Origin of the sequence: Clostridium algifaecis, assembly GCF_017874415.1 — a bacterium.
GTDB classification, from domain to species: Bacteria; Bacillota; Clostridia; order Clostridiales; family Clostridiaceae; genus Clostridium_B; species Clostridium_B algifaecis.
In genome coordinates, this window is record NZ_JAGGLM010000001.1 from 155,482 (window position 1) to 174,715 (window position 19,234).

General features: G+C 29.1%; 20 protein-coding genes. 19 read left to right on the forward strand and 1 reads right to left on the reverse strand.

Annotation, left to right across the window (positions count from 1 at the left end; translation table 11 throughout):
• Window positions 1-140 precede the first annotated feature (140 nt).
• The 7 genes from J2Z42_RS00805 to J2Z42_RS00825 all read left to right on the forward strand — a co-directional run bounded on the left by J2Z42_RS00805 (window position 141) and on the right by J2Z42_RS00825 (window position 5,651).
• Entirely contained in the window at window positions 141-1,007 is an 867-nt protein-coding gene (locus J2Z42_RS00805; protein WP_245331407.1) for a LysR family transcriptional regulator, read from the forward strand.
• Window positions 1,008-1,400: 393 nt separating this feature from the next.
• Window positions 1,401-2,330 carry an ABC transporter ATP-binding protein gene (locus J2Z42_RS00810; protein WP_209700460.1) on the forward strand — a complete coding sequence of 310 codons (930 nt, stop codon included), beginning with the start codon at window positions 1,401-1,403 and terminating at the stop codon, window positions 2,328-2,330.
• Window positions 2,323-3,483: a DUF2705 family protein gene (locus J2Z42_RS00815; protein ID WP_209700801.1), complete on the forward strand. Its 1,161-nt coding sequence runs from the start codon at window positions 2,323-2,325 to the stop codon at window positions 3,481-3,483. Before J2Z42_RS00810 ends, J2Z42_RS00815 begins: the two co-directional genes overlap by 8 nt.
• A gap of 60 nt (window positions 3,484-3,543) precedes the next feature.
• Window positions 3,544-3,852, forward strand: coding sequence for a response regulator (locus tag J2Z42_RS14740; protein WP_342589979.1), 309 nt, complete (start codon window positions 3,544-3,546; stop codon window positions 3,850-3,852).
• A gap of 38 nt (window positions 3,853-3,890) precedes the next feature.
• Window positions 3,891-4,247 (forward strand): winged helix-turn-helix domain-containing protein, encoded by a 357-nt coding sequence (locus tag J2Z42_RS14745; RefSeq protein WP_342589980.1) that lies wholly within the window; start codon window positions 3,891-3,893, stop codon window positions 4,245-4,247.
• The gene (locus tag J2Z42_RS14350) at window positions 4,231-4,650 is read left to right on the forward strand and encodes a hypothetical protein (RefSeq protein ID WP_245331408.1); all 420 of its coding nucleotides are present in this window, start codon (window positions 4,231-4,233) and stop codon (window positions 4,648-4,650) included. Before J2Z42_RS14745 ends, J2Z42_RS14350 begins: the two co-directional genes overlap by 17 nt.
• Window positions 4,651-4,667: 17 nt before the next feature.
• Window positions 4,668-5,651, forward strand: coding sequence for a HAMP domain-containing sensor histidine kinase (locus J2Z42_RS00825; RefSeq protein ID WP_245331409.1), 984 nt, complete (start codon window positions 4,668-4,670; stop codon window positions 5,649-5,651).
• 78 nt (window positions 5,652-5,729) lie between these two features.
• Here J2Z42_RS00825 and J2Z42_RS00830 read toward each other — a convergent pair whose 3' ends face one another.
• Complete coding sequence (locus J2Z42_RS00830; RefSeq protein ID WP_209700461.1) at window positions 5,730-6,590, reverse strand: ferredoxin-like domain-containing protein; 861 nt, start codon at window positions 6,588-6,590, stop codon at window positions 5,730-5,732.
• A 190-nt stretch (window positions 6,591-6,780) separates the two neighbouring features.
• Here J2Z42_RS00830 and J2Z42_RS00835 point away from each other — a divergent pair, with 190 nt between their 5' ends.
• The 12 genes from J2Z42_RS00835 to J2Z42_RS00890 all read left to right on the forward strand — a co-directional run bounded on the left by J2Z42_RS00835 (window position 6,781) and on the right by J2Z42_RS00890 (window position 19,200).
• Window positions 6,781-7,701, forward strand: a complete 921-nt coding sequence (locus J2Z42_RS00835) for a LysR family transcriptional regulator (RefSeq protein WP_209700462.1) — start codon at window positions 6,781-6,783, stop codon at window positions 7,699-7,701.
• A gap of 90 nt (window positions 7,702-7,791) precedes the next feature.
• Window positions 7,792-8,238: a DUF134 domain-containing protein gene (locus J2Z42_RS00840; RefSeq protein ID WP_209700463.1), complete on the forward strand. Its 447-nt coding sequence runs from the start codon at window positions 7,792-7,794 to the stop codon at window positions 8,236-8,238.
• Between the two features lie 454 nt (window positions 8,239-8,692).
• Window positions 8,693-10,105, forward strand: a complete 1,413-nt coding sequence (locus J2Z42_RS00845) for an aspartate ammonia-lyase (RefSeq protein WP_209700464.1) — start codon at window positions 8,693-8,695, stop codon at window positions 10,103-10,105.
• A gap of 237 nt (window positions 10,106-10,342) precedes the next feature.
• Complete coding sequence (locus tag J2Z42_RS00850) at window positions 10,343-11,491, forward strand: response regulator (protein WP_209700465.1); 1,149 nt, start codon at window positions 10,343-10,345, stop codon at window positions 11,489-11,491.
• A gap of 137 nt (window positions 11,492-11,628) precedes the next feature.
• Window positions 11,629-11,895 carry a hypothetical protein gene (locus J2Z42_RS00855; RefSeq protein WP_209700466.1) on the forward strand — a complete coding sequence of 89 codons (267 nt, stop codon included), beginning with the start codon at window positions 11,629-11,631 and terminating at the stop codon, window positions 11,893-11,895.
• Between the two features lie 37 nt (window positions 11,896-11,932).
• Window positions 11,933-13,645, forward strand: coding sequence for a methyl-accepting chemotaxis protein (locus J2Z42_RS00860; RefSeq protein WP_209700467.1), 1,713 nt, complete (start codon window positions 11,933-11,935; stop codon window positions 13,643-13,645).
• 96 nt (window positions 13,646-13,741) lie between these two features.
• The gene (locus tag J2Z42_RS00865; RefSeq protein WP_209700468.1) at window positions 13,742-14,617 is read left to right on the forward strand and encodes a response regulator; all 876 of its coding nucleotides are present in this window, start codon (window positions 13,742-13,744) and stop codon (window positions 14,615-14,617) included.
• Complete coding sequence (locus J2Z42_RS00870) at window positions 14,599-15,063, forward strand: chemotaxis protein CheX (protein WP_209700469.1); 465 nt, start codon at window positions 14,599-14,601, stop codon at window positions 15,061-15,063. Before J2Z42_RS00865 ends, J2Z42_RS00870 begins: the two co-directional genes overlap by 19 nt.
• 301 nt (window positions 15,064-15,364) lie before the next feature.
• Window positions 15,365-16,222, forward strand: coding sequence for an AraC family transcriptional regulator (locus tag J2Z42_RS00875; protein WP_209700470.1), 858 nt, complete (start codon window positions 15,365-15,367; stop codon window positions 16,220-16,222).
• 186 nt (window positions 16,223-16,408) lie between these two features.
• Entirely contained in the window at window positions 16,409-17,203 is a 795-nt protein-coding gene (locus J2Z42_RS00880; protein WP_209700471.1) for a 5-deoxy-glucuronate isomerase, read from the forward strand.
• Window positions 17,204-17,389: 186 nt separating this feature from the next.
• Window positions 17,390-18,238 carry a transketolase gene (locus tag J2Z42_RS00885; protein WP_209700472.1) on the forward strand — a complete coding sequence of 283 codons (849 nt, stop codon included), beginning with the start codon at window positions 17,390-17,392 and terminating at the stop codon, window positions 18,236-18,238.
• The gene (locus tag J2Z42_RS00890; RefSeq protein WP_209700473.1) at window positions 18,235-19,200 is read left to right on the forward strand and encodes a transketolase family protein; all 966 of its coding nucleotides are present in this window, start codon (window positions 18,235-18,237) and stop codon (window positions 19,198-19,200) included. Before J2Z42_RS00885 ends, J2Z42_RS00890 begins: the two co-directional genes overlap by 4 nt.
• Window positions 19,201-19,234 lie beyond the last annotated feature (34 nt).

Sequence of the window (19,234 nt, forward strand, 5' to 3'; positions counted from 1 at the left end):
CCAATCTATAATTAACTTTATATACATTATACATCTATATTGCTATATGATATAATATAAAAAATAGATGCTTGCTATCGATAATAGCGATAACAAAAAATGATTATAAAGATTTAATACTTTAAGGAGAATATTTATAAATGAATACTATTATAGATTTACAATCTTTAATCATATTTGAATTAGTTGCACAAAAGGGTAGTATTTCCAAAGCTGCACACGAACTTAATTATGCACAATCCAATATTTCGACTAAAATTCAGCAACTAGAAAATTTTTTTCAAGTATCTTTATTTTATAGGAATAATCGAGGTGTTACGTTAACACCCAAAGGACAAATCTTGTTAAAATACACTAAAAAAATATTTCATCTTATAGATGAAACAACTAAGATAATAAAAGATGACAATATTCCAAAAGGCCCTTTACGTATAGGGTCTATGGAAACAATAGCAGCTATTTATTTGCCTAGATTATTTGCTAAATATCATAAAGAATATCCAAATGTAAAATTAATTTTAAAAACAGGAACAACCGAAAAAAATATTCAAGATATTCTTCAATATAACCTAGATGGAGCTTTTATAGCAGGCTCAATTAATAATTCTGAAATAATTCAAAAAACATTCACTGAAGAAAAATTAGTACTTGTTACAGATGTAGCACGTCCACAAATATCTTCTATTAAAGATATTCAAAACCAAACACTAATTGTATTTCCAAATGGATGCTTTTACCGTAAGATATTAGAGCAATGGCTGCAAAATAAAGGATTACTAGCAAATAAAATAATGGAATTTGATACATTAGAAGCTATAATTGGCTGTATATGTGCGGGATTAGGAATAAGTTTACTTCCAATTTCTGTAGTAAATAAATATGTTAAAGCTGGTATATTAAGGTGTTATCCAATCGAAAATTCTTATACAAAAGTACCTGTTCTATTCATTTATCGAAAACTCAACTATATGCCAACATCGTTATTAAAATTCATAAATATGTTTTAATCTAGTCAAAGTCTTGTTATTGCAACCATATAAGCTGTAGCATATCTATTTACAACACTTATCCTATGTATTTCTATTATTATGATACATGCTCAAGGTGTAAGTCTACTCGACTATGCGGAAGAACGCATTAGTAAGATATTGTTTATCAAAAAAAACTTTACTTTATTGTCTTTTTTATTTTCCTCGTTATGGCACATTAACGTATATTATTCTATAATAAATAAATCATATCTTTTTTATTAAATTTTCAAGCAATAATTTTATTCTGTTTAATTTATAATAATATCTACCTTTTGTAATAAATTTATTTTTTCTTTATTTTTACTATACTTTTACTATATTTTCGCCTTTTATAATGAATATAGAATAAATATTTAAGAGGTGCTTAAAGTGAATAATAAGGTTCTGGAAGTAAACCATATTTCTAAAAAACGTGGCAGAAAAAAAGTGTTGGATGATATCAACTTTTCTATAAGTAAAGGTGAAGTATGTGGCTTTGTAGGCAGAAACGGGGCAGGCAAGACCACATTGATTAAAATTATAACAAGTATGCTATTTTCCGATGAAGGTGAAATAATAATTTGTGGAAAGAATCTTAAAACTGAAAGAGAAGAAGCTCTAAAAAATATTGGAGCAGTAGTAGAAACACCTGTGATGTACGGATATATGACAGGAAGGCAAAACCTAAATTATACATCAAGTGTACTTGAAGGTATAACAAATAATGAAATAGAGGATGCTATAAAATTTTCAAACTTAGGGAACAAAATTGATGAGAAAGTAAAAAAATATTCTTTAGGTATGAAACAAAGGCTGGGGCTTGTAGAAGCACTGATGGGGAATATATCATTATTAATATTAGATGAACCTACAAATGGACTAGATCCAATGGGAGTTTTTGAACTTAAAAACACTATAAATACACTGGTTAAAGAAAAAGGAGTAAGTATTTTCATATCTTCACACATATTAAGTGAAATAGAAAACATATGTTCAAAGGTTGTATTTATAGATGATGGAAAAATTATTAGTATTCAAGAAATAGGTGATAAAGAAAAGTCTAACAGTGAAAAAATTATGTTTATAAAAACTAATTTACCCCGAAAATCATCAGAGATTATTCAAAATACGCCTGATGTAAAATTATTAAAGGTAGAAAAGGATGGTATTTCAATCTTAATAAATACTGAGTTACATGATATTTTTGATATACTAAAAAAATTGCATGGGACTGGAATAAATGTAGAAGGTTTCTTTGAAGTAAAACAAAATTTGGAAGACAAATTTATAAAGATGATGGAGGAAGATAATGATGAATAAATATATATGGGAAGAATTTAAAAGAGTCATAATTAAGAAGAAAATTCTGCTTATTGTTATTCTTATTGTTACAGTGGCTTTTGGATTAAGAAGCATCTCAAAGACAAAAACTCTAGAAGGACAGCTTCAAGGAGATAAGAACCTTCTTAATATTCAGAAGAGTGGTAGAGATAAAGCTGATAATGAGATAAGAAAAGCAGATTTTTCTAGAGATATAGTGGAAACCGAAAAAGAAATAAAGGACAAGGAAGAACAGTTGAATCAAATAAATATCTATGATAAATCAAAATTAGATGAACAAATTCAAAAATTGGAAAAGGAAAATAATTCTAAAAATGAATATGAGTTACTTCAATTAAAATATGAAAAAAAGCACAATATAGAAAAAAGTGAACTGACACCAAAGGGAATGTACACAGCTATGGAAACTTTAATGGATTTTATACCACTTTTTATACTTATTACTATTGTACTATTATCTGATATGGTATCAGGGGAATATTCTCCTAATACAATCAAGGCTTTAATTACTAAACCTATTTCTAGAAAAAAGATTATAATATCCAAATTTATTGTATCAATAATTTTAAGTACAGGCACTATAATTATGAGTGCAATAATATTTATCGTGGAAGGTGGAATTCATTTAGGCTTTTCAGACCGTAGATTACCTTTTGATGTAGGTGCAAAGTATGTTTTAGATAAATCACTAATCTTAAGTTCAATAACCTCACAAATGAAGTATGTAAATGGAAGTAGATCAATAATTCCTCTTTGGAATGCAATTATTGAGTTGATATTAATTGTAATAGTTATTTCAGCAGCCATTGTATCAGTAATACTGCTTATATCAACCATTTGTAGAAATTCACTTGTTTCATCACTTGCAAGCTTTACATTGATTGGAGGTACAACAATCTGGTACATGCTAGGATTCATTGGTAAATATCTTGTATCAGCCAAGTATGGAATATTTGTGAAATTTTTGCCTATCCCATATATGATTGATAGTATGGGTATCTTAAGTGGAGATATTTCTGTACAACTTACCAGCAGTATAAATGTATTTTTTGTTTTGATGGTATGTCTAGGATGGATTTTGATTAATACGTTTTTAAGCACTTATGTTTTTGGAAAGAGGAACTTTGATTAGTTAACTTTCTAAATATCACTTAAATAAAAAAGTGATATAATTTTAAATTGGGTGATGGTTATGAAAGAAAGCATATTGATAATAGATGACGATAAAGATATAAGAGAAATGATTGTAAATTATTTTTCTAAAGAAGGTTATGTCATGCAAGCTGCCTGTAACGGAGAAGATGGACTTCAGATTGTAAAATCAAAACCGATCTCTTTAATACTTCTAGATGTTATGATGCCTAAAATGGACGGTTATACAATGATCATTAGACTCAGAGAATTTTCAAGCATACCTGTTATACTCCTCACTGCAAAAGATCAGCAAATAGATAAAATTAAAGGATTTATAGATGGCTGCGATGATTATATGATTATATAGTAAAGCCATTTGATTTTACGGAACTTTCACTAAGAGTTATGGCTATACTGAGGAGAGCTAAAGTTAGTAGTACAAGTACCTTACAAAATCACATATTGAAAGTTAAAGATATAGAAATAAATACTTTAGAACATACAGTAAAAAGAGACAACGTAGAAATAATATTAACTCCCAAAGAATATGAAATTTTATACACATTGGCATCAAATAAAGGCAGAGTGTACTCAACCAAAATGCTTTATAAAATGCTATGGAAAGATACATTTATGGAAAATGATAATACTGTAACCATGCATATTAGAAATTTGAGAAATAAGCTAGGTGACAGCATTAGGAAGGGTAAATATATAAAAACTATCTGGGGAGTTGGATATAAAATTGAAAACGATATTTGAACTTATTATTATCGGCATAGTACTATTTTCTGTGATTATAAAATCAAAAAGAATATTTAAACTTAGGAGTGAATTAGTTTTTTTTGCAATTATTTCTATAATTATATCATTTATACTTGTAGTTTTTTTAAAGGAATTTGTTTTAGGTTCATTTTTAAATAATTATGAAGATACGCCTAAATATGTACATGAAAATATGATTACTAGAATTGAATATGAGTTGAAAAATATGAATATTAATGATCCTAATAAGTTACAAAAATATATGGATAAAGAATTTAATATGTCATATTCTATTTTTGTAGTGAAAAAGGATGGAAAAGTAACATTCTCAAATAATAAAGAAATTAAAAGTATAGATGCGCAGGAAATTATAGATGGTAAAAAACATTTAAATTTTTAAATACTAGTAGAAACAGCTTGGTTAAAATAACCAGGTGTGATTACTTAAAAGATGGATATTATTTATATTATATATATATAGGTTATGGAAAATTAGACAATGGAAATATTATGGGTATAATGATAGTTATAATTTTTATAATTATTTTTTTCTTGCTCATATGGAGACGTATATCCTATATATCTAAAATAAAATCAACAGTTAGAAATATTACAGAAGGCAACTTATCCAATCGTGTTCCATTAAAATACAAAAATGAATTAGGTGAACTTGCCGAAGACATAAATTACATGGCTTCAAAAATTGAGAAAGAAGAGAAAAACAGAAATGAATTCATGACCAATATATCTCATGACTTGAGAACTCCATTAACTACTATCCTCGGATATATAAATATGATTAAAAATAACAAATATGAGTCAAAGTATGAATTTAATAATTATGTTAACATAATGAATAAGAAAGGTATTTATTTAAAAAACATGCTTGATGATTTTTTTGAATACTCAAAGCTCTCTTCGAGTGATATCATACTTGAAAAGCACAAATTTGAGTTAAATGAACTTGTAAGACAGATAAATGAAGAGGAGGAAGATGAATTCATACAAAAAGGATTAAAACTTTCAATTAATTTGCCGCAGGAATCTATTTATATTGAAGCAGATCCAAGTTTGCTTTTAAGGGCAGTGAATAATCTTTTAAGTAATGCAGTTAAATATTCAAGGAAAAATACAGTTGTTGAATTCAATATTCGCAAAGAAACTTTTAATAATGTACATTATGCAGTACTTTCAGTATCAAACATTCCCGAAGAGCCGATATCAAAAAATGACATGAAAAACTTTTTTGAAAGATTATATAAAAAAGACTCATCCAGACAAAAAGAAGGCAGCGGTTTAGGCCTATCTATTGTCAAAAACATAGTAAAACTTCATGGTGGATTTGTAAAAGTCTATAAACAAGATAATAGATTAATATTCAATATGTATCATCCATGTTAAACTATATAATTCGTAAATACATAAATTTATTATTGCATTTACTAACTATTAATAAAAATACTATAAATATTGAATTTATTAATCAATTTCGTTTAATATATCAGCTATGAATTTCGATTTTCCAATTCTATCCATAACTGCTGAAATTCTTTCACCTTTATTTCCAGTTCGATTATAATATTCCATAATCTTATCAACAACTGATACTATTTCATCTTCTTTAAATATTTTTCCAAGTGAATCTCCAATTCTCATTCCTCTTCCAAATCGTCCGCCAACAAATATTTCTGCACCTTTCTCCTTGGCAATAACAGCATTAGCTCTGCATACTCTTACACATTCACCGCATTTTACACATAAATTTTCGTTATAAACTATTTTGTTATTTACTAATTCTAATGCTTTTTGTCTGCAATTCTTTATACAAAGTCTGCAGCCAACGCAATTATCCGAATTAAATTTAGGCACGCATCTTCCCATAATTCCGATATCATTTATATTAGCTTTTGCACAGTTATTTGCACAGCCAACAACTCCTATTTTACATTTATGTGGAGTATCAGCTCCAAAATATTTACGGTCTAATTCTCTGCAAATTGCCTGGGTATCAATATTACCATGCAGGCATACAGTTCCTTTGCAGGCAACTAAAGGCCTTATTTTTTGCCCTGTACCGCCGTGGCGCAGTCCTAAAGCTTTAGCTTCTTGAATTACCTTTTCTGCATCTTCATCTTTAATCCATGGAACTTCAATTTGAAGTCTTGTTGTAAGTCCCAAATATCCTTGTCCATATTTTTCTGCAATCTTATTAATGTTATTTAATTCTTCTACTGTAAAATTACCAGCCTTACTTAAAAATCTGACTGAATAATGTTCTTTGTCATTTTGCAATAAAAATCCCAATGATTTCATTTCTTTTTGTCTGCTTATATTAACCATAGCGATTATACACCTCTCTTAAATATACTCCCTACTTTTGTGTCTTATTCGTTTAATAGTACTAACTGATTTTATAATATCACTTGTGATTAAATAAGGAAAATGATATTATTTTATAATAATGATAGGTAAAATCTATTAATATTTTTAATGATATAAAACAATGAGATAATATAAAGGGGTTATCAATATGACAATTCGACATTTAAAAATTTTTATTGCTGTAGTAGAAACAGGTAAAATGAGCACTGCTGCAGCTCGATGTTATATTTCAGAACCAACTGTTAGCCAAGCAATTAGGGAACTGGAGGAGCATTATGGTGTATTGCTATTTGAACGTATTGCTAAAAAATTATATATTACAGAAGCGGGTAAAAACTTATTTGCATATGCTAGAATGGTAGTAAATCAATTTGATGAATTAGAAGATAATATGCTGAAGGGATTTTCAGAAAAACTTCGTATTGGTGGTACAATAACTGTTGGTTCTTGTATTATGCCTCAACTTATAAATCAGTACCGTAAAATAAAGCCTCAGGTGAAAACCTTTGTTTATATTAATAATACTAAATTTATAGAAGAAAAATTACTCAAATCTGAATTAGATATAGGTATTGTAGAAGGTAAAATTAAAAGTCGCGATTTAGTTACTATTCCAATGATAAATGATTATCTAGTAATAGTATGTAGTAAAAACCACAGACTTTCAGGATGCGGTAGTATTTCTGTTAAGGATTTAGAAAAAGAGTATTTTATAATGCGTGAAGAGGGAAGCGGTACGAGGGAACTTTTTGAAAATTATATTTCCAGATGTGGCATAAGGATAAATGTTAACTGGGAGGCAACTTGTCCAGATATGATAAAGAAAGCAGTAATTTCAAATAACTGTCTTACAGCTATATCTGCAAGATTAATTCAAGAAGAAGCAAAAAAAGGGCTGCTATATGTTATAAAAAGCAAAGGGGAAGCTTTAGACAGATATTTTAGTTTGGTATATTACAAGAACAAACTTGTTAATGATAACATGAAGAGCTTGATGCATCTATTGGAACAATATAAGGAAAATGATATTTTAAGTGGAATTTCTACTGGAACTTTAGTGAATATATAAAAATAAACAAATCCCAAGAAAATTTAGATACTGTAGTATTATAATATATAAAGTTAATTAAATTATGTAAAAAATATAGGGAGGATAAAAATGTCAAGACCAACTAAATTTAGAAAAGTTGAGTTCTTCCCAAATGATAATTATTTTGTACCATGGGGAAAGCCTAAATGTGAAATTGAAGAAATAGTTTTAAAAGTAGAGGAGCTTGAAGCAATTCGGCTTAAGGACATAAAAGAATTAAATCAAGAAGAATGTGCTGAAAAAATGCAAATATCCCGTCAAACCTTTCAAAACATAATAGATAGTGCTAGAAAGAAAGTTGCAATGGCACTAACAGATGGGAAAGCTATAAGAATTAATGGAGGATATTATACTACAAATCATTGTAAGTTTAAATGTATGGATTGCGGAAAAGTTTATGAAATAAATTATGAACATGACAAATTAGCTTGTCCTAACTGTGGATCTCAAAGGGTAATGTGCAGTAAAAGGGCTGGATTTTGTGCACGATGGTGCAATAGAGAAAACTCAATCTAAAATTCCACAACATCAGTAGTATAATACAGCCATTTATATCTAAAGAGTTTAGAAAATTTTAGATATAAATGGCCGTTATCTCATTAACCTATATACAATGATTAAAATAATTTTCTGATAATTTTAAATAATGGAATATATGAAATAATATAATATACTATAATTTATCACCAAAGAATTATGTACAAATTGTACAAAAAACATTTTATAATTTGTATTTAATGGATAAAGAATTTAGATTGATAATATGCTAACATATAAACAAATATTATAAAAATATATTAATATATAAACAATAAATTTAATATATTATAAAAATATATTTATAATATTAGCTAAAGTAATAATGAATATTAAAAAACTAAGAACTTAATATATAATTTTTATATACTCAAATAGAAAAACAAATGAAATAATTTATTCTTAGTATAATTTATTTAGGAGGTATATTTTCATGGATTTTAGAATTGAAAGTGATTCTATAGGAATAAAAAAAATTCCTAAAAATGCTTATTATGGTGTACAAAGTTTAAGGGGAGCTAATAATTTTAAGATTACTGGGTCGAAAATGCACAGAGAGTTTGTAAAAAGTTTAATACAAGTTAAAAAGGCTGCTGCAATAACAAATTATGAAATTGGAATGCTTGATGGACATATGGCACCTGCAATTATGATGTGCTGTGATGAAATAATTAATGGTGGATTTCAAAATGAATTTATAATAGATCCTATTCAGGGTGGAGCAGGTACGTCTATGAACATGAATGCAAATGAGGTTATAGCTAATAGGGCTATAGAAATTTTAGGAGGGGAAAAAGGAGATTACAGCATAGTAAATCCAAACGATCATGTTAATATGGGACAATCTACAAATGATGTAATCCCAACATCAGGCAAAATAACTACTATAAAATTAGTTTCAAATGCTATAAATAAATTGACCGAACTTGTTAAAGCTTTGGATGAAAAATCTAAAAAATTTAAAAACGTTATAAAAATGGGAAGAACCCAGCTTCAGGATGCAGTACCAATTACTTTAGGGCAGGAATTTGAAGCGTATAGTTCTGTTATAAAAAGAGACATTAGAAGAATAAGAAAGGCTGCAGAAGAATTAAAAATTGTAAATATGGGTGGAACAGCTGTGGGTACTGGAATTAATGCTGATAAAGAATATATAAGCAAAATTGTTTATAATATTTCAATGGTATCCGGGATAGATTTAAAACAATCAGAGAATTTAATAGATGCAACTCAAAACTTAGATGGATTTAGTGCAATTTCATCTGCAATAAAGACTTGTGCAGTTGATTTATCAAAGATGGCCAATGATTTGAGATTAATGTCGTCAGGTCCTAGAACAGGTATTGGGGAGATAAATCTTCCTGCTAAGCAAAATGGCTCATCTATAATGCCAGGCAAAGTAAATCCTGTAATACCGGAGGTGATAAACCAAATAGCTTTTAATATAATTGGAAATGATGTCACAATAACTATGGCGGCAGAAGCAGGACAACTTGAACTTAATGCCTTTGAACCAGTTATATTTTACAAACTATTTGAATCCATAGAAACACTTGCAAATGGAGTTGACACATTCATTGATAATTGTATTGTTGGTATAACTGCAAATAGTAAGAGATGCAGCGAATTATTAAATAATAGCGTTGGAATGATTACAGCCCTTACACCATATATCGGATATAAAACTTCAGCTAAAATTGCAAAAGAGGCAATAAATACTGGAAAATCTATAAAAGAAATTATATTGGAAAAAAATATACTTCGACATGATGAATATGATGATTTCATAAATCCATCGCGTATGGTAAAACCAGAATATATAAGAAAAACAGTAAAATGCAAATGATATATGATATTTAATAATTGAATAGGGATTATTATAAAGAATTGTTTAATATATTTATATTTAAGCAATTCTTTATTTTTTAACAAGTTGAAAAAAAGTTGAATTATTTTGGATAAAATAATAGAATAATGTTATGGAAAATATTAGTCAAGTATCATTAAGCGAATAAAATCAATATTGTTGGCGGCAAGAATTATGTGAAATGTAATTATAAAGTTTGAAAGAAGGGGATTTAATGTGATAAAGGCTATTCTTGTTGATGATGAAAAGATTGCAGCAAGTTCACTTGAAATGGTGCTTAAAAAAACTGGAAAAGTAGAAGTTAAAGCTTATTTTAATAGAGCTGATGATGCTTTAAAGTTTTTTGAAAAAGATTATTCAAAAAGGAATAAAATAGATGCTGCATTTATAGACATTGAGATGCCCAAAATAGATGGACTAACCTTGAGCAATAAAATAAGAGAAATAGATAAGTACATAAATATTGTATTTACAACAGCATATAATAAATATGCAGTAAAAGCTTTTGGAGTTGAAGCTATAGATTATTTGATAAAACCTGTCAGCTATGACAGGCTTGGAGTTACAATTGAGAGGCTAATAAAGGCAATTAATATCAATAAATTGATTGCAAAATCAAGTGAATTTATTTCAAATAAGAAATATTTTAGCATAAGTTGTTTTGGAAAATTTGAAATATACAAAAATAAAGACGAAATTATAAACTTTAGAACAAAAAAGGCGGAAGAGTTAGCCGCATATTTTGTACATAACGTAGGCAGATCTGTTTCTCAGGATAAAATTATAGAAGATTTATGGGGAGATGTGGGCTTAGACAAAGCTAAAATTTATTTTCATGCTAATTTATATCATGTAAGAAAGGGCTTCTATGAGATTGATAAAGAAAATAAAATAGAGAGACATAATGAAAATTATAAATTAGTTACAAACAATTTAATTGACTATGTAGAGTTTGAAAATTTATCAAAAAAGCCTATAAAATTAAATAAAAATAATGTTAAATATTTTGAAAAAATTACAGGATTATATAAGACAGGGTATTTATCGGAAAATGGATACATATGGTCTTTAGGAAGAAACAAAAATTTACTTAGTAAATTCGAAGAAATGGAATTGAAAATTGTAAGATACTATTTTTCACATAAAGATTATAAGAAGGCATTAATGCATCTTGAAAAAATTATAAAAATAAATCCTTATAATGAATATGCACACGAAAGCATAATTAAAATATATTATTATAATAAAGATAAGATTTCTTTAGAAAATCAAATTAAGGTATTTGAAAAAATATTAATTGATATAGAAGGAAAAAATGCAAAGGAGCATATTGAGAAAATAAAATTTAAGTATAAAAATATGTAAATGAGTCAGTTTTTATTAGCTGGCTCATTTTTTGTTTAAAAATTGTTTAAAATGACATAGTAAAATATAAATTAAGTAGTATATATAAAAGTAACTTGTAAAAAAATGGGATTAAATATAGTAGGGGTGACGATTTGATGGATAAATATAATATTTTTGTTGTAATTAATTATAATAATTCAAATAAAGGCAAATATAGAGTAAAAACAAAGGTAAATAATAAAAGAATAATTTCACGAAAATATTTAGTAGGTGGTGGAATATACAATAAAAAGGCTGGCGGAATTATGTTTTTTACATCAAAAGATTTAGCAGAAATTCAAAAAGTGACCTATAAAAAGACTTTTATGAAAAATATAAATTTTAATTATAATGTTGCTGCTATTCCAGATAGTATACAATAATTCAATTTTATAGCACATTATGCAAGGAGGAAATGATATGAATTGCTTTAATAATCTAAAAATAAAACAAAAACAAACTATAGGTTTTCTTATGATAACTTTATTTGTTGTAATTGTGGGAATAATAGGTATAACAAACATGAAAAGAATAAATAAAGGTTCCAGCCAGTTATACAGTAAAAATTTAGTAACCCTTAAAAATCTCGACAAGTTTAATGCCAATATTATGCTCTATCGTTTGGAATTAATAAATCTTGTTGAAAGCAGAAATAAGGATAAAGTTCAAGATACTGTAAATGCTTTAAACAATTATGTAAAAGAAAATAATAGCATACTTGATAAATATAAAAATTCTGATTTGACTTCGCAGGAAAAAAATTATGTTTCTGAATTGGAAAGTCAATTGACTAACTGGAGGAATATATGCGATAAAATCATAGAACTTATGCATGAGGGAAAATATGATGATGCAATGAATTTAAATAGGCAGGCAGCTTCTTATAGAAGCAAATTAACTTCTACTATTGGCAAGCTGACTGAAAGCACAACACAGGAAGCTGATGCTAAAAATGACAGTAATATGTCTATATACAGAGGATCATTGTATATGATAATTATAATTATTTTACTTGGTATAGCTGCAGCAATTTTATTAGGCAATAAAATTGTTTCTTCAATTTCAAGAGAAATAAACAATATTTTAAAATTTACAGATGCTTTAAGCAAGGGTGATTTAAGTGAATCTATTAAAGTATCAAGTAAAGATGAAATGGGAATAATAGCTGAAGAATTGAATAAGGCTCAAGGTAGCATTAAGAATTTAATACTTCAAATAATGCAAAGCACTGAAGATATAAGTGCTTCAAGTGAAGAATTGTCTGCCACAACTGAGGAGATATCATCTATGATGACATCTGTAAATGAGTCTACTGTTCAGATAGCAGATGGATCTAGAAATTTAAGCAGTATTACAGAGGAAATCAGTGCATCTTCTCAGGAAATGGAGGCAAACACACATGAACTTGCCCAGAAGGCAGATGAAACTACAAAATCTTCAAGAAAAATAAAAAATCGTGCTGTAGATATAAAGAAAAAAGCATCCAAGAGTATAGAAGAAGGTAATGCTATATATGATGAAAAAAGAAATAATATAGTAGAAGCTATTGAGAAAGGAAAGGTAGTTTCAGAAGTTAAAGCGATGGCATCTTCTATTGGAAATATAGCAGAACAAACCAATCTACTGGCATTGAATGCGGCTATTGAAGCTGCAAGGGCAGGGGATAATGGCAGAGGATTCAGTGTAGTTGCAGACGAAGTTAGAAAATTGTCAGAAGAAACTTCAAATGCAGTCGACAGTATAAATGAAATGGTACTTTCAGTAGAAGATGCTTTTAAGAATTTATCTGACAGCGGTAAAGAAATTCTGGATTATATATCAAATAGCGTTACACCAAATTATAAATTATTAATGGATACGGGAATACAATATGAGAAAGATGCGGAGTTTATGAACAATATGGCGGATGAAATCAATGGATCTTCAAAACAAATGAGTGAAATAGTATCACAGGTAAATATTGCAATACAAAGTGCGGCGTCTACTGCTGAGGAATCTGCTTCAGGGTCTGATGAGATTTCAAGCAGCGTAGGCGAAGTTACTAAGGCTATTGAGGATATATCTACTTCTTCTCAAAACCAGGCAGAACTTTCAGAAAAGCTTACGGATATGGTAAACAAATTCAAGATGTAATATACATATATAGAATAATTTCCTAAATCATGATATAATTCTATATGTGTTTTATAATTAAAACATTAGAATTTAATGATGAAAGCTGGTGGTAATATGAAAGACATTAAGGTTGTAATTGTAGATGATTCACCTTTTTCAATTGCGTTGCTTAAGGACATGCTTGTTGACAATGGATTCAATGTTGTTGGAGATGCAGGTTCTCTGGATGAGACTGTTGAAGTTGTAACTAAGTTAAAACCGGATGTTGTAACTATGGATATGACAATACCTGGGACAGACGGCATAGAATGTACTAGAGCTATTCATTCTATAGATCCAAATATAAATGTGATAATAGTAAGTTCTATGATGGACGATGAGATAGTAAAAAAAGCAAAGAAGAATCATGCGGCCGGTTATATTCAAAAGCCTGCCGATCCTGAAGAGCTTTCGCTTCTAATAAATAGAATAATGGCTGATGAAGAACTTTTTAAAGAGTTGGATAAAATATATTATAGGGTATACAAAGAATCTTTTATGGATGTTTTTAATAAATTGACAAAGACAGTACCAGAATTTGGAGATGAAAGCAATTCTGATGAGGAGCAGGTATCAAGGGGAATATCTGTTGTTATGGGCATTATAGGAAAATATTCAGGAAGAATGTTATTGGATATGTCCTATGATACTGCAGAAAAACTTTCTACTTTTATGATAAAAAGAACTCCTAAAACTGCAGAAGAGATGCTCAATATTATGGGTGAGCTTTCAAATATGATAGCTGGAAATGCATCATCTGTGATGAATAGAAGAAATAAACTATTAGGACTCAGAGTTGCACCACCAACTATATTTTATGGAAATTCTATAAATATATCTAAAGCGGAATTAGATACTACAACAGCTTCAGTGGCTAAAACGGATTTTGGAGATGTTTACATAAATGTAGGATTTCAAAGGAGGTCAGGAGAATGGATGTCAGGTATATAAATCCATTCCTTGATGCATTTGTAAATGTAATGCCTCAGCTTGGAATAGATGATTTAAAAAAAGGTAAAATTAGCATTAAAGGAAAAACTATAAGTAGTATTGGTGTACTTATTATTATTGGAATAGTAGGAGACTTGAGGGGCAATATAATATATGGAACAACTATAGAAAATGCAAAGAATATTGCATCAAGGATGATGATGGGTGCACCAGTTAAAGAATTAGATGAAATTGCTCAAAGTGCAATTTCAGAACTGACGAATATGCTTACAGCAAATGCATGTACTAGTTTTTCTGAAGAAGGCATTAACATAGATATATCAACACCTACTTTGATGTATGGAAACTTTAAAGCTACAGCAAATTCTGATAAGGTATTATGTGTTGAGATGATTATAAATGGCGCTCCTTTTGAAGTTAACATATCGATAGAAAAGAGTAAATAATAAAAAAATATTAGTCATACAATATTAATAAATATAAAAGCAAGAAATATATAGAATTTTATATATACAAAATCTATAATTATTTGTATAAGGATATAAAAATAAATCAAACTAATATGAACAGAGTGCAGGTTCTATAATCAGAAAATGCACTCTCTCCATGTCCGGGTACTATCTATTTAAGACAAAATTTCAGCAAATAGTTGAATCTTTAATTATAAATTACAGTGAAAGTATGAAAAATAGTACTTATGCTGCTATTTTTTCTGCTATACTTTTTATTAAGACGGGAGGATTGCTGATGATACAATGTTTTGTAAAGAAAAATTTTAATTCTAGCTTTAATTCTAGTACAGTTCCTAAATTACTATATGTGAGTAAAATACAAGAAGAAGACAGTGTATATCCAAGAGTTATGCATTCTCACGATGATTTTATAGAAATTATTTTAATTTCAAAAGGAGATGGGGAATATTCGATAAATGGGAAAATGTATAACATCAAAAAAGGTGATATTATAATATACAATAGTGGAGTTATTCATGACGAGATTTCTGGTTCTAATACAATGATTGGAAGTTATTGTTGTGCCATTGGGGGAATTAAACTGGATGGATTAAGAAAAAATGCCCTGATAGGCGATGATGAAAATCCAATTATACAAAGTGATGAACGTTTTCCAATATTGTATAATATTTTTGATTTAATGTTTTTAACTCTTTCGAGTGGGTATGCTGGTGCAGAAGAAAGTTGCCAATATTTTGCTATGTCTCTTTTAATTCAAGTTAGATATTTACTTAAAAAAGCAAAAGGCTTTCATGATCAATCACTTGACAAGCCTAATATTCTTGGAAAACGTATTCAAAAATATATTGATACACATTATAAGGAAGATATAAGTTTGCAAAAAATATCAGACGATTTAAATATTAGTCCGTATTATTTATCGCATGTATTTAAAGAGATGATTGGATATTCACCTATTCAGTATATATTAAGACGTCGTATTGGAGAATCTCAAACATTATTGATAACAACTAATTATTCCGTTACAAAAATAGCTTCCATGGTTGGATATGATAATCCTAGTAACTTTAATATTATATTTACAAAGCATGTTGGAATGTCACCACGAAAATATAGAAACAATTATATTTAAAAACAAGAATTTAATAGTCTATGAAAACATTATCATAAAAAGTGCTATTAACCATCTAATACGGATAAATATGAAAGCAAGAAATCTATAGAATTTTATATATAAAAAATCTATAATTACTTATATAAGGTGAGAAACATAAATAGCCATAATTAGAAAAATAAATTAAAAGAGGTGTATGATGCTATGAAAATTTCTAGGAACATTCCATTTTCAAAGGGTTACAATAAAATCGTAACTAAGGAGGAACATCCTGAAATGATGGGAATGGAATTTGGAGTACTTCTTATGGGCAAGAATGATAAACTTTCCTTTAATTATAGTAAAGAAGTAATATATGTACTTATGACTGGAAAAGTTACTTTCTCATTGAATAGTAATAGTAAGACTGTAGAGCGTAAGAGCTGTTTTCATGAGCCACCTATTTTGCTGCATGTTCCACAAAATACACATGTAGAGATTGAAGGAGTTTCAGATGTTTCTGAAATTGCAATTTCAATGACTGACAATTCGAAAGATTTTAAACCAAGGTTATTAGAGGCAAAAGACTGCCTTTGCGCTAATGAAGAAAGAGGAAAAGGTGTTTTAAATGATTGCTCTTCACGTATTGTAAGAACTTTTTTTGACAGATCCAATTGTCCACAGACAAATTTTTTCGTCGGAGAAGTTGTAAGCTATCCAGGAAAATGGTCTTCTTTCCCACCTCATACTCATGTAGAGCCTGAGATATATTTTTATAAGTTCCTGCCTGAAAATGGTTACGGATATGCTGAAATTGGTGATGATGTTTATAAGGTAAAAAACAATGATTTGACAGGAATGCCTTCCAATAAAACACATTCACAGGCTACAGCACCAGGTTATGCAGAATATTATATATGGGTGATTCGCCTTAGGGATGATAAAGACATTATTACTACAGTAAAACCAGAACATCAGTGGACCACTGCTTCTAATGCAAAATATTTTCCTGAAATTTAAACATATAAAAATCCACTTTTCTATAATTACAATTGTTTGTTAGAACTATTATAGAAAGGTGGAAAATATAAACTCAATATTATAGTACAACAAATTATGAAAAGAAGCTATAAAAATGATAACTTTATTAATTTCTGAATATTGCCTAAATTAGTTACTAGATTGATTATACAAGGGGGTATGGAAATGCTAAGTAAGAGCGAAATTAAGGAACTTAAGAAGTTTGCTATAAAAATAAGAATGGACACTATAAAAGAAATTGCAAATTTTGGAGCTGGACATCTTGGCGGTGCAATGTCCATGGTTGAAGTTCTTGCTGTTTTGTATGGAAAAGTTATGAGATATGACACTAAAAATCCTAAATGGGAGGATAGGGACTGGTTTATATGTTCAAAAGGTCATTCAGGGCCTTCATTATATGCTACTCTTGCAATAAAGGGCTTTTTCCCGGAAGATGAACTTATGACATTGAACCAGGGTGGAACAAAACTCCCAAGCCATTGTAACAAGGATCTTACAAGAGGAATTGATATGTCTACAGGATCACTTGGACAGGGTTCTTCACTTGCAGTTGGAGTTGCACTTGGAAATAAAATGGATGAAAGGGACAGCTACACATATCTAATGCTTGGAGATGGAGAAATACAGGAAGGCCAGGTATGGGAAGCAGCACTTTATGCTGCACAGAAAAAATTAGACCATTTAATTGCATTTGTAGATTACAACAAAAAACAACTTGATGGATATGTAAAGGATATAAATGATGTAGGAGATGTAAAGGCTAAATTTGAGGCTTTTAGATGGCATTCTCAGGAAATAGATGGGAATGATGTAGAACAGGTATATGCTGCTATAGAAGAGGCAAAAAAGGTCAAGGGAAAACCTTCTGTAATAGTTTTAGATACTATAAAGGCAAAGGGAGTTCCATTTGCTGAAAAGCTTAAATTGAATCATCACATAAAAGTTAGTAAAGAACAGCTTGAAGAAACTTTAAAATATCTAAAACAAGAACTTGAAAAGGTGGTGCAATTATGAATATAGTTCTGGCGTCTAAAAGAATTAAAGATGAAGAAATGAGAAATGTATATTGCGATACATTAATGGAACTCGCAAGGAAAAATAAGAATATTGTGGCACTTGATGGGGATCTCATGTCATCTATGGGTATGAGAAAATTTGCAGAGGAATTTCCAGAGAGAACTTTTGATGTCGGAATTCAAGAGGCGAACATGATGGGGGTGGCAGCGGGACTTTCAGCTACTGGTAAAATACCATTTGCACACAGTTTTGGACCTTTTGCAACAAGAAGATGTTTTGATCAGCTGTTCTTATCTATAGGGTATTCAGGACAAAATGTAAGGGTAATTGGAAGTGATCCAGGTGTTACAGCAGCTTATAATGGTGGAACTCATATGCCATTTGAAGATATGGGAATAGTAAGAAATATACCAAATGCAACTATTATAGAACCTGTAGATGGGGTAATGCTTGCAGATATTATAAGACAGACTGAAAAATTGAAAGGATTTTTTTACATCAGATTGCTTAGAAAAAATCCAATTAAGATATATGACGAAGGTTCAAGTTTTGATATTGGTAAAGGTGCTGTGCTTAAAGATGGCAGTGATGTAACCATAATAGCTAGTGGAATAATGGTAAATGATGCTATCGATGCCTCTGAAATTCTTGCAAAGGAAGATATAAGCGCAGGTGTTGTAAATATGTTTACATTAAAGCCAATTGACAAGAATCTTATAATAAAATGTGCTGAAAAGACAGGAGCTATAGTAACTGCAGAAAATCACAATATTATAAATGGACTTGGAAGTGCAGTTTCTGAAGTATTGAGCGAGAACATTCCAACACCACTTGAGAGAATAGGCATACAAGATAGATTTGGACAAGTAGGTTCAGTAGATTATTTAAAAAAAGAATATGGGCTGACAGTTGAGGATATAGTAAATAGCTGTAAAAAGGCAATAAATAGAAAGAAATAATAAAACGTTTTCTAATAGGAAATCTAATAGGAAA

Coding starts and splice junctions, on each gene's coding strand:
- J2Z42_RS00805 (WP_245331407.1), top strand. CDS start 141: ATGAATACTATTATAGATTTACAATCTTTAATCATATTTGAATTAGTT.
- J2Z42_RS00815 (WP_209700801.1), top strand. CDS start 2,323: ATGAATAAATATATATGGGAAGAATTTAAAAGAGTCATAATTAAGAAG.
- J2Z42_RS14740 (WP_342589979.1), top strand. CDS start 3,544: ATGAAAGAAAGCATATTGATAATAGATGACGATAAAGATATAAGAGAA.
- J2Z42_RS14745 (WP_342589980.1), top strand. CDS start 3,891: ATGGCTATACTGAGGAGAGCTAAAGTTAGTAGTACAAGTACCTTACAA.
- J2Z42_RS00830 (WP_209700461.1), bottom strand. CDS start 6,590: ATGGTTAATATAAGCAGACAAAAAGAAATGAAATCATTGGGATTTTTA.
- J2Z42_RS00835 (WP_209700462.1), top strand. CDS start 6,781: ATGACAATTCGACATTTAAAAATTTTTATTGCTGTAGTAGAAACAGGT.
- J2Z42_RS00840 (WP_209700463.1), top strand. CDS start 7,792: ATGTCAAGACCAACTAAATTTAGAAAAGTTGAGTTCTTCCCAAATGAT.
- J2Z42_RS00845 (WP_209700464.1), top strand. CDS start 8,693: ATGGATTTTAGAATTGAAAGTGATTCTATAGGAATAAAAAAAATTCCT.
- J2Z42_RS00855 (WP_209700466.1), top strand. CDS start 11,629: ATGGATAAATATAATATTTTTGTTGTAATTAATTATAATAATTCAAAT.
- J2Z42_RS00860 (WP_209700467.1), top strand. CDS start 11,933: ATGAATTGCTTTAATAATCTAAAAATAAAACAAAAACAAACTATAGGT.
- J2Z42_RS00865 (WP_209700468.1), top strand. CDS start 13,742: ATGAAAGACATTAAGGTTGTAATTGTAGATGATTCACCTTTTTCAATT.
- J2Z42_RS00870 (WP_209700469.1), top strand. CDS start 14,599: ATGGATGTCAGGTATATAAATCCATTCCTTGATGCATTTGTAAATGTA.
- J2Z42_RS00875 (WP_209700470.1), top strand. CDS start 15,365: ATGATACAATGTTTTGTAAAGAAAAATTTTAATTCTAGCTTTAATTCT.
- J2Z42_RS00880 (WP_209700471.1), top strand. CDS start 16,409: ATGAAAATTTCTAGGAACATTCCATTTTCAAAGGGTTACAATAAAATC.
- J2Z42_RS00885 (WP_209700472.1), top strand. CDS start 17,390: ATGCTAAGTAAGAGCGAAATTAAGGAACTTAAGAAGTTTGCTATAAAA.
- J2Z42_RS00890 (WP_209700473.1), top strand. CDS start 18,235: ATGAATATAGTTCTGGCGTCTAAAAGAATTAAAGATGAAGAAATGAGA.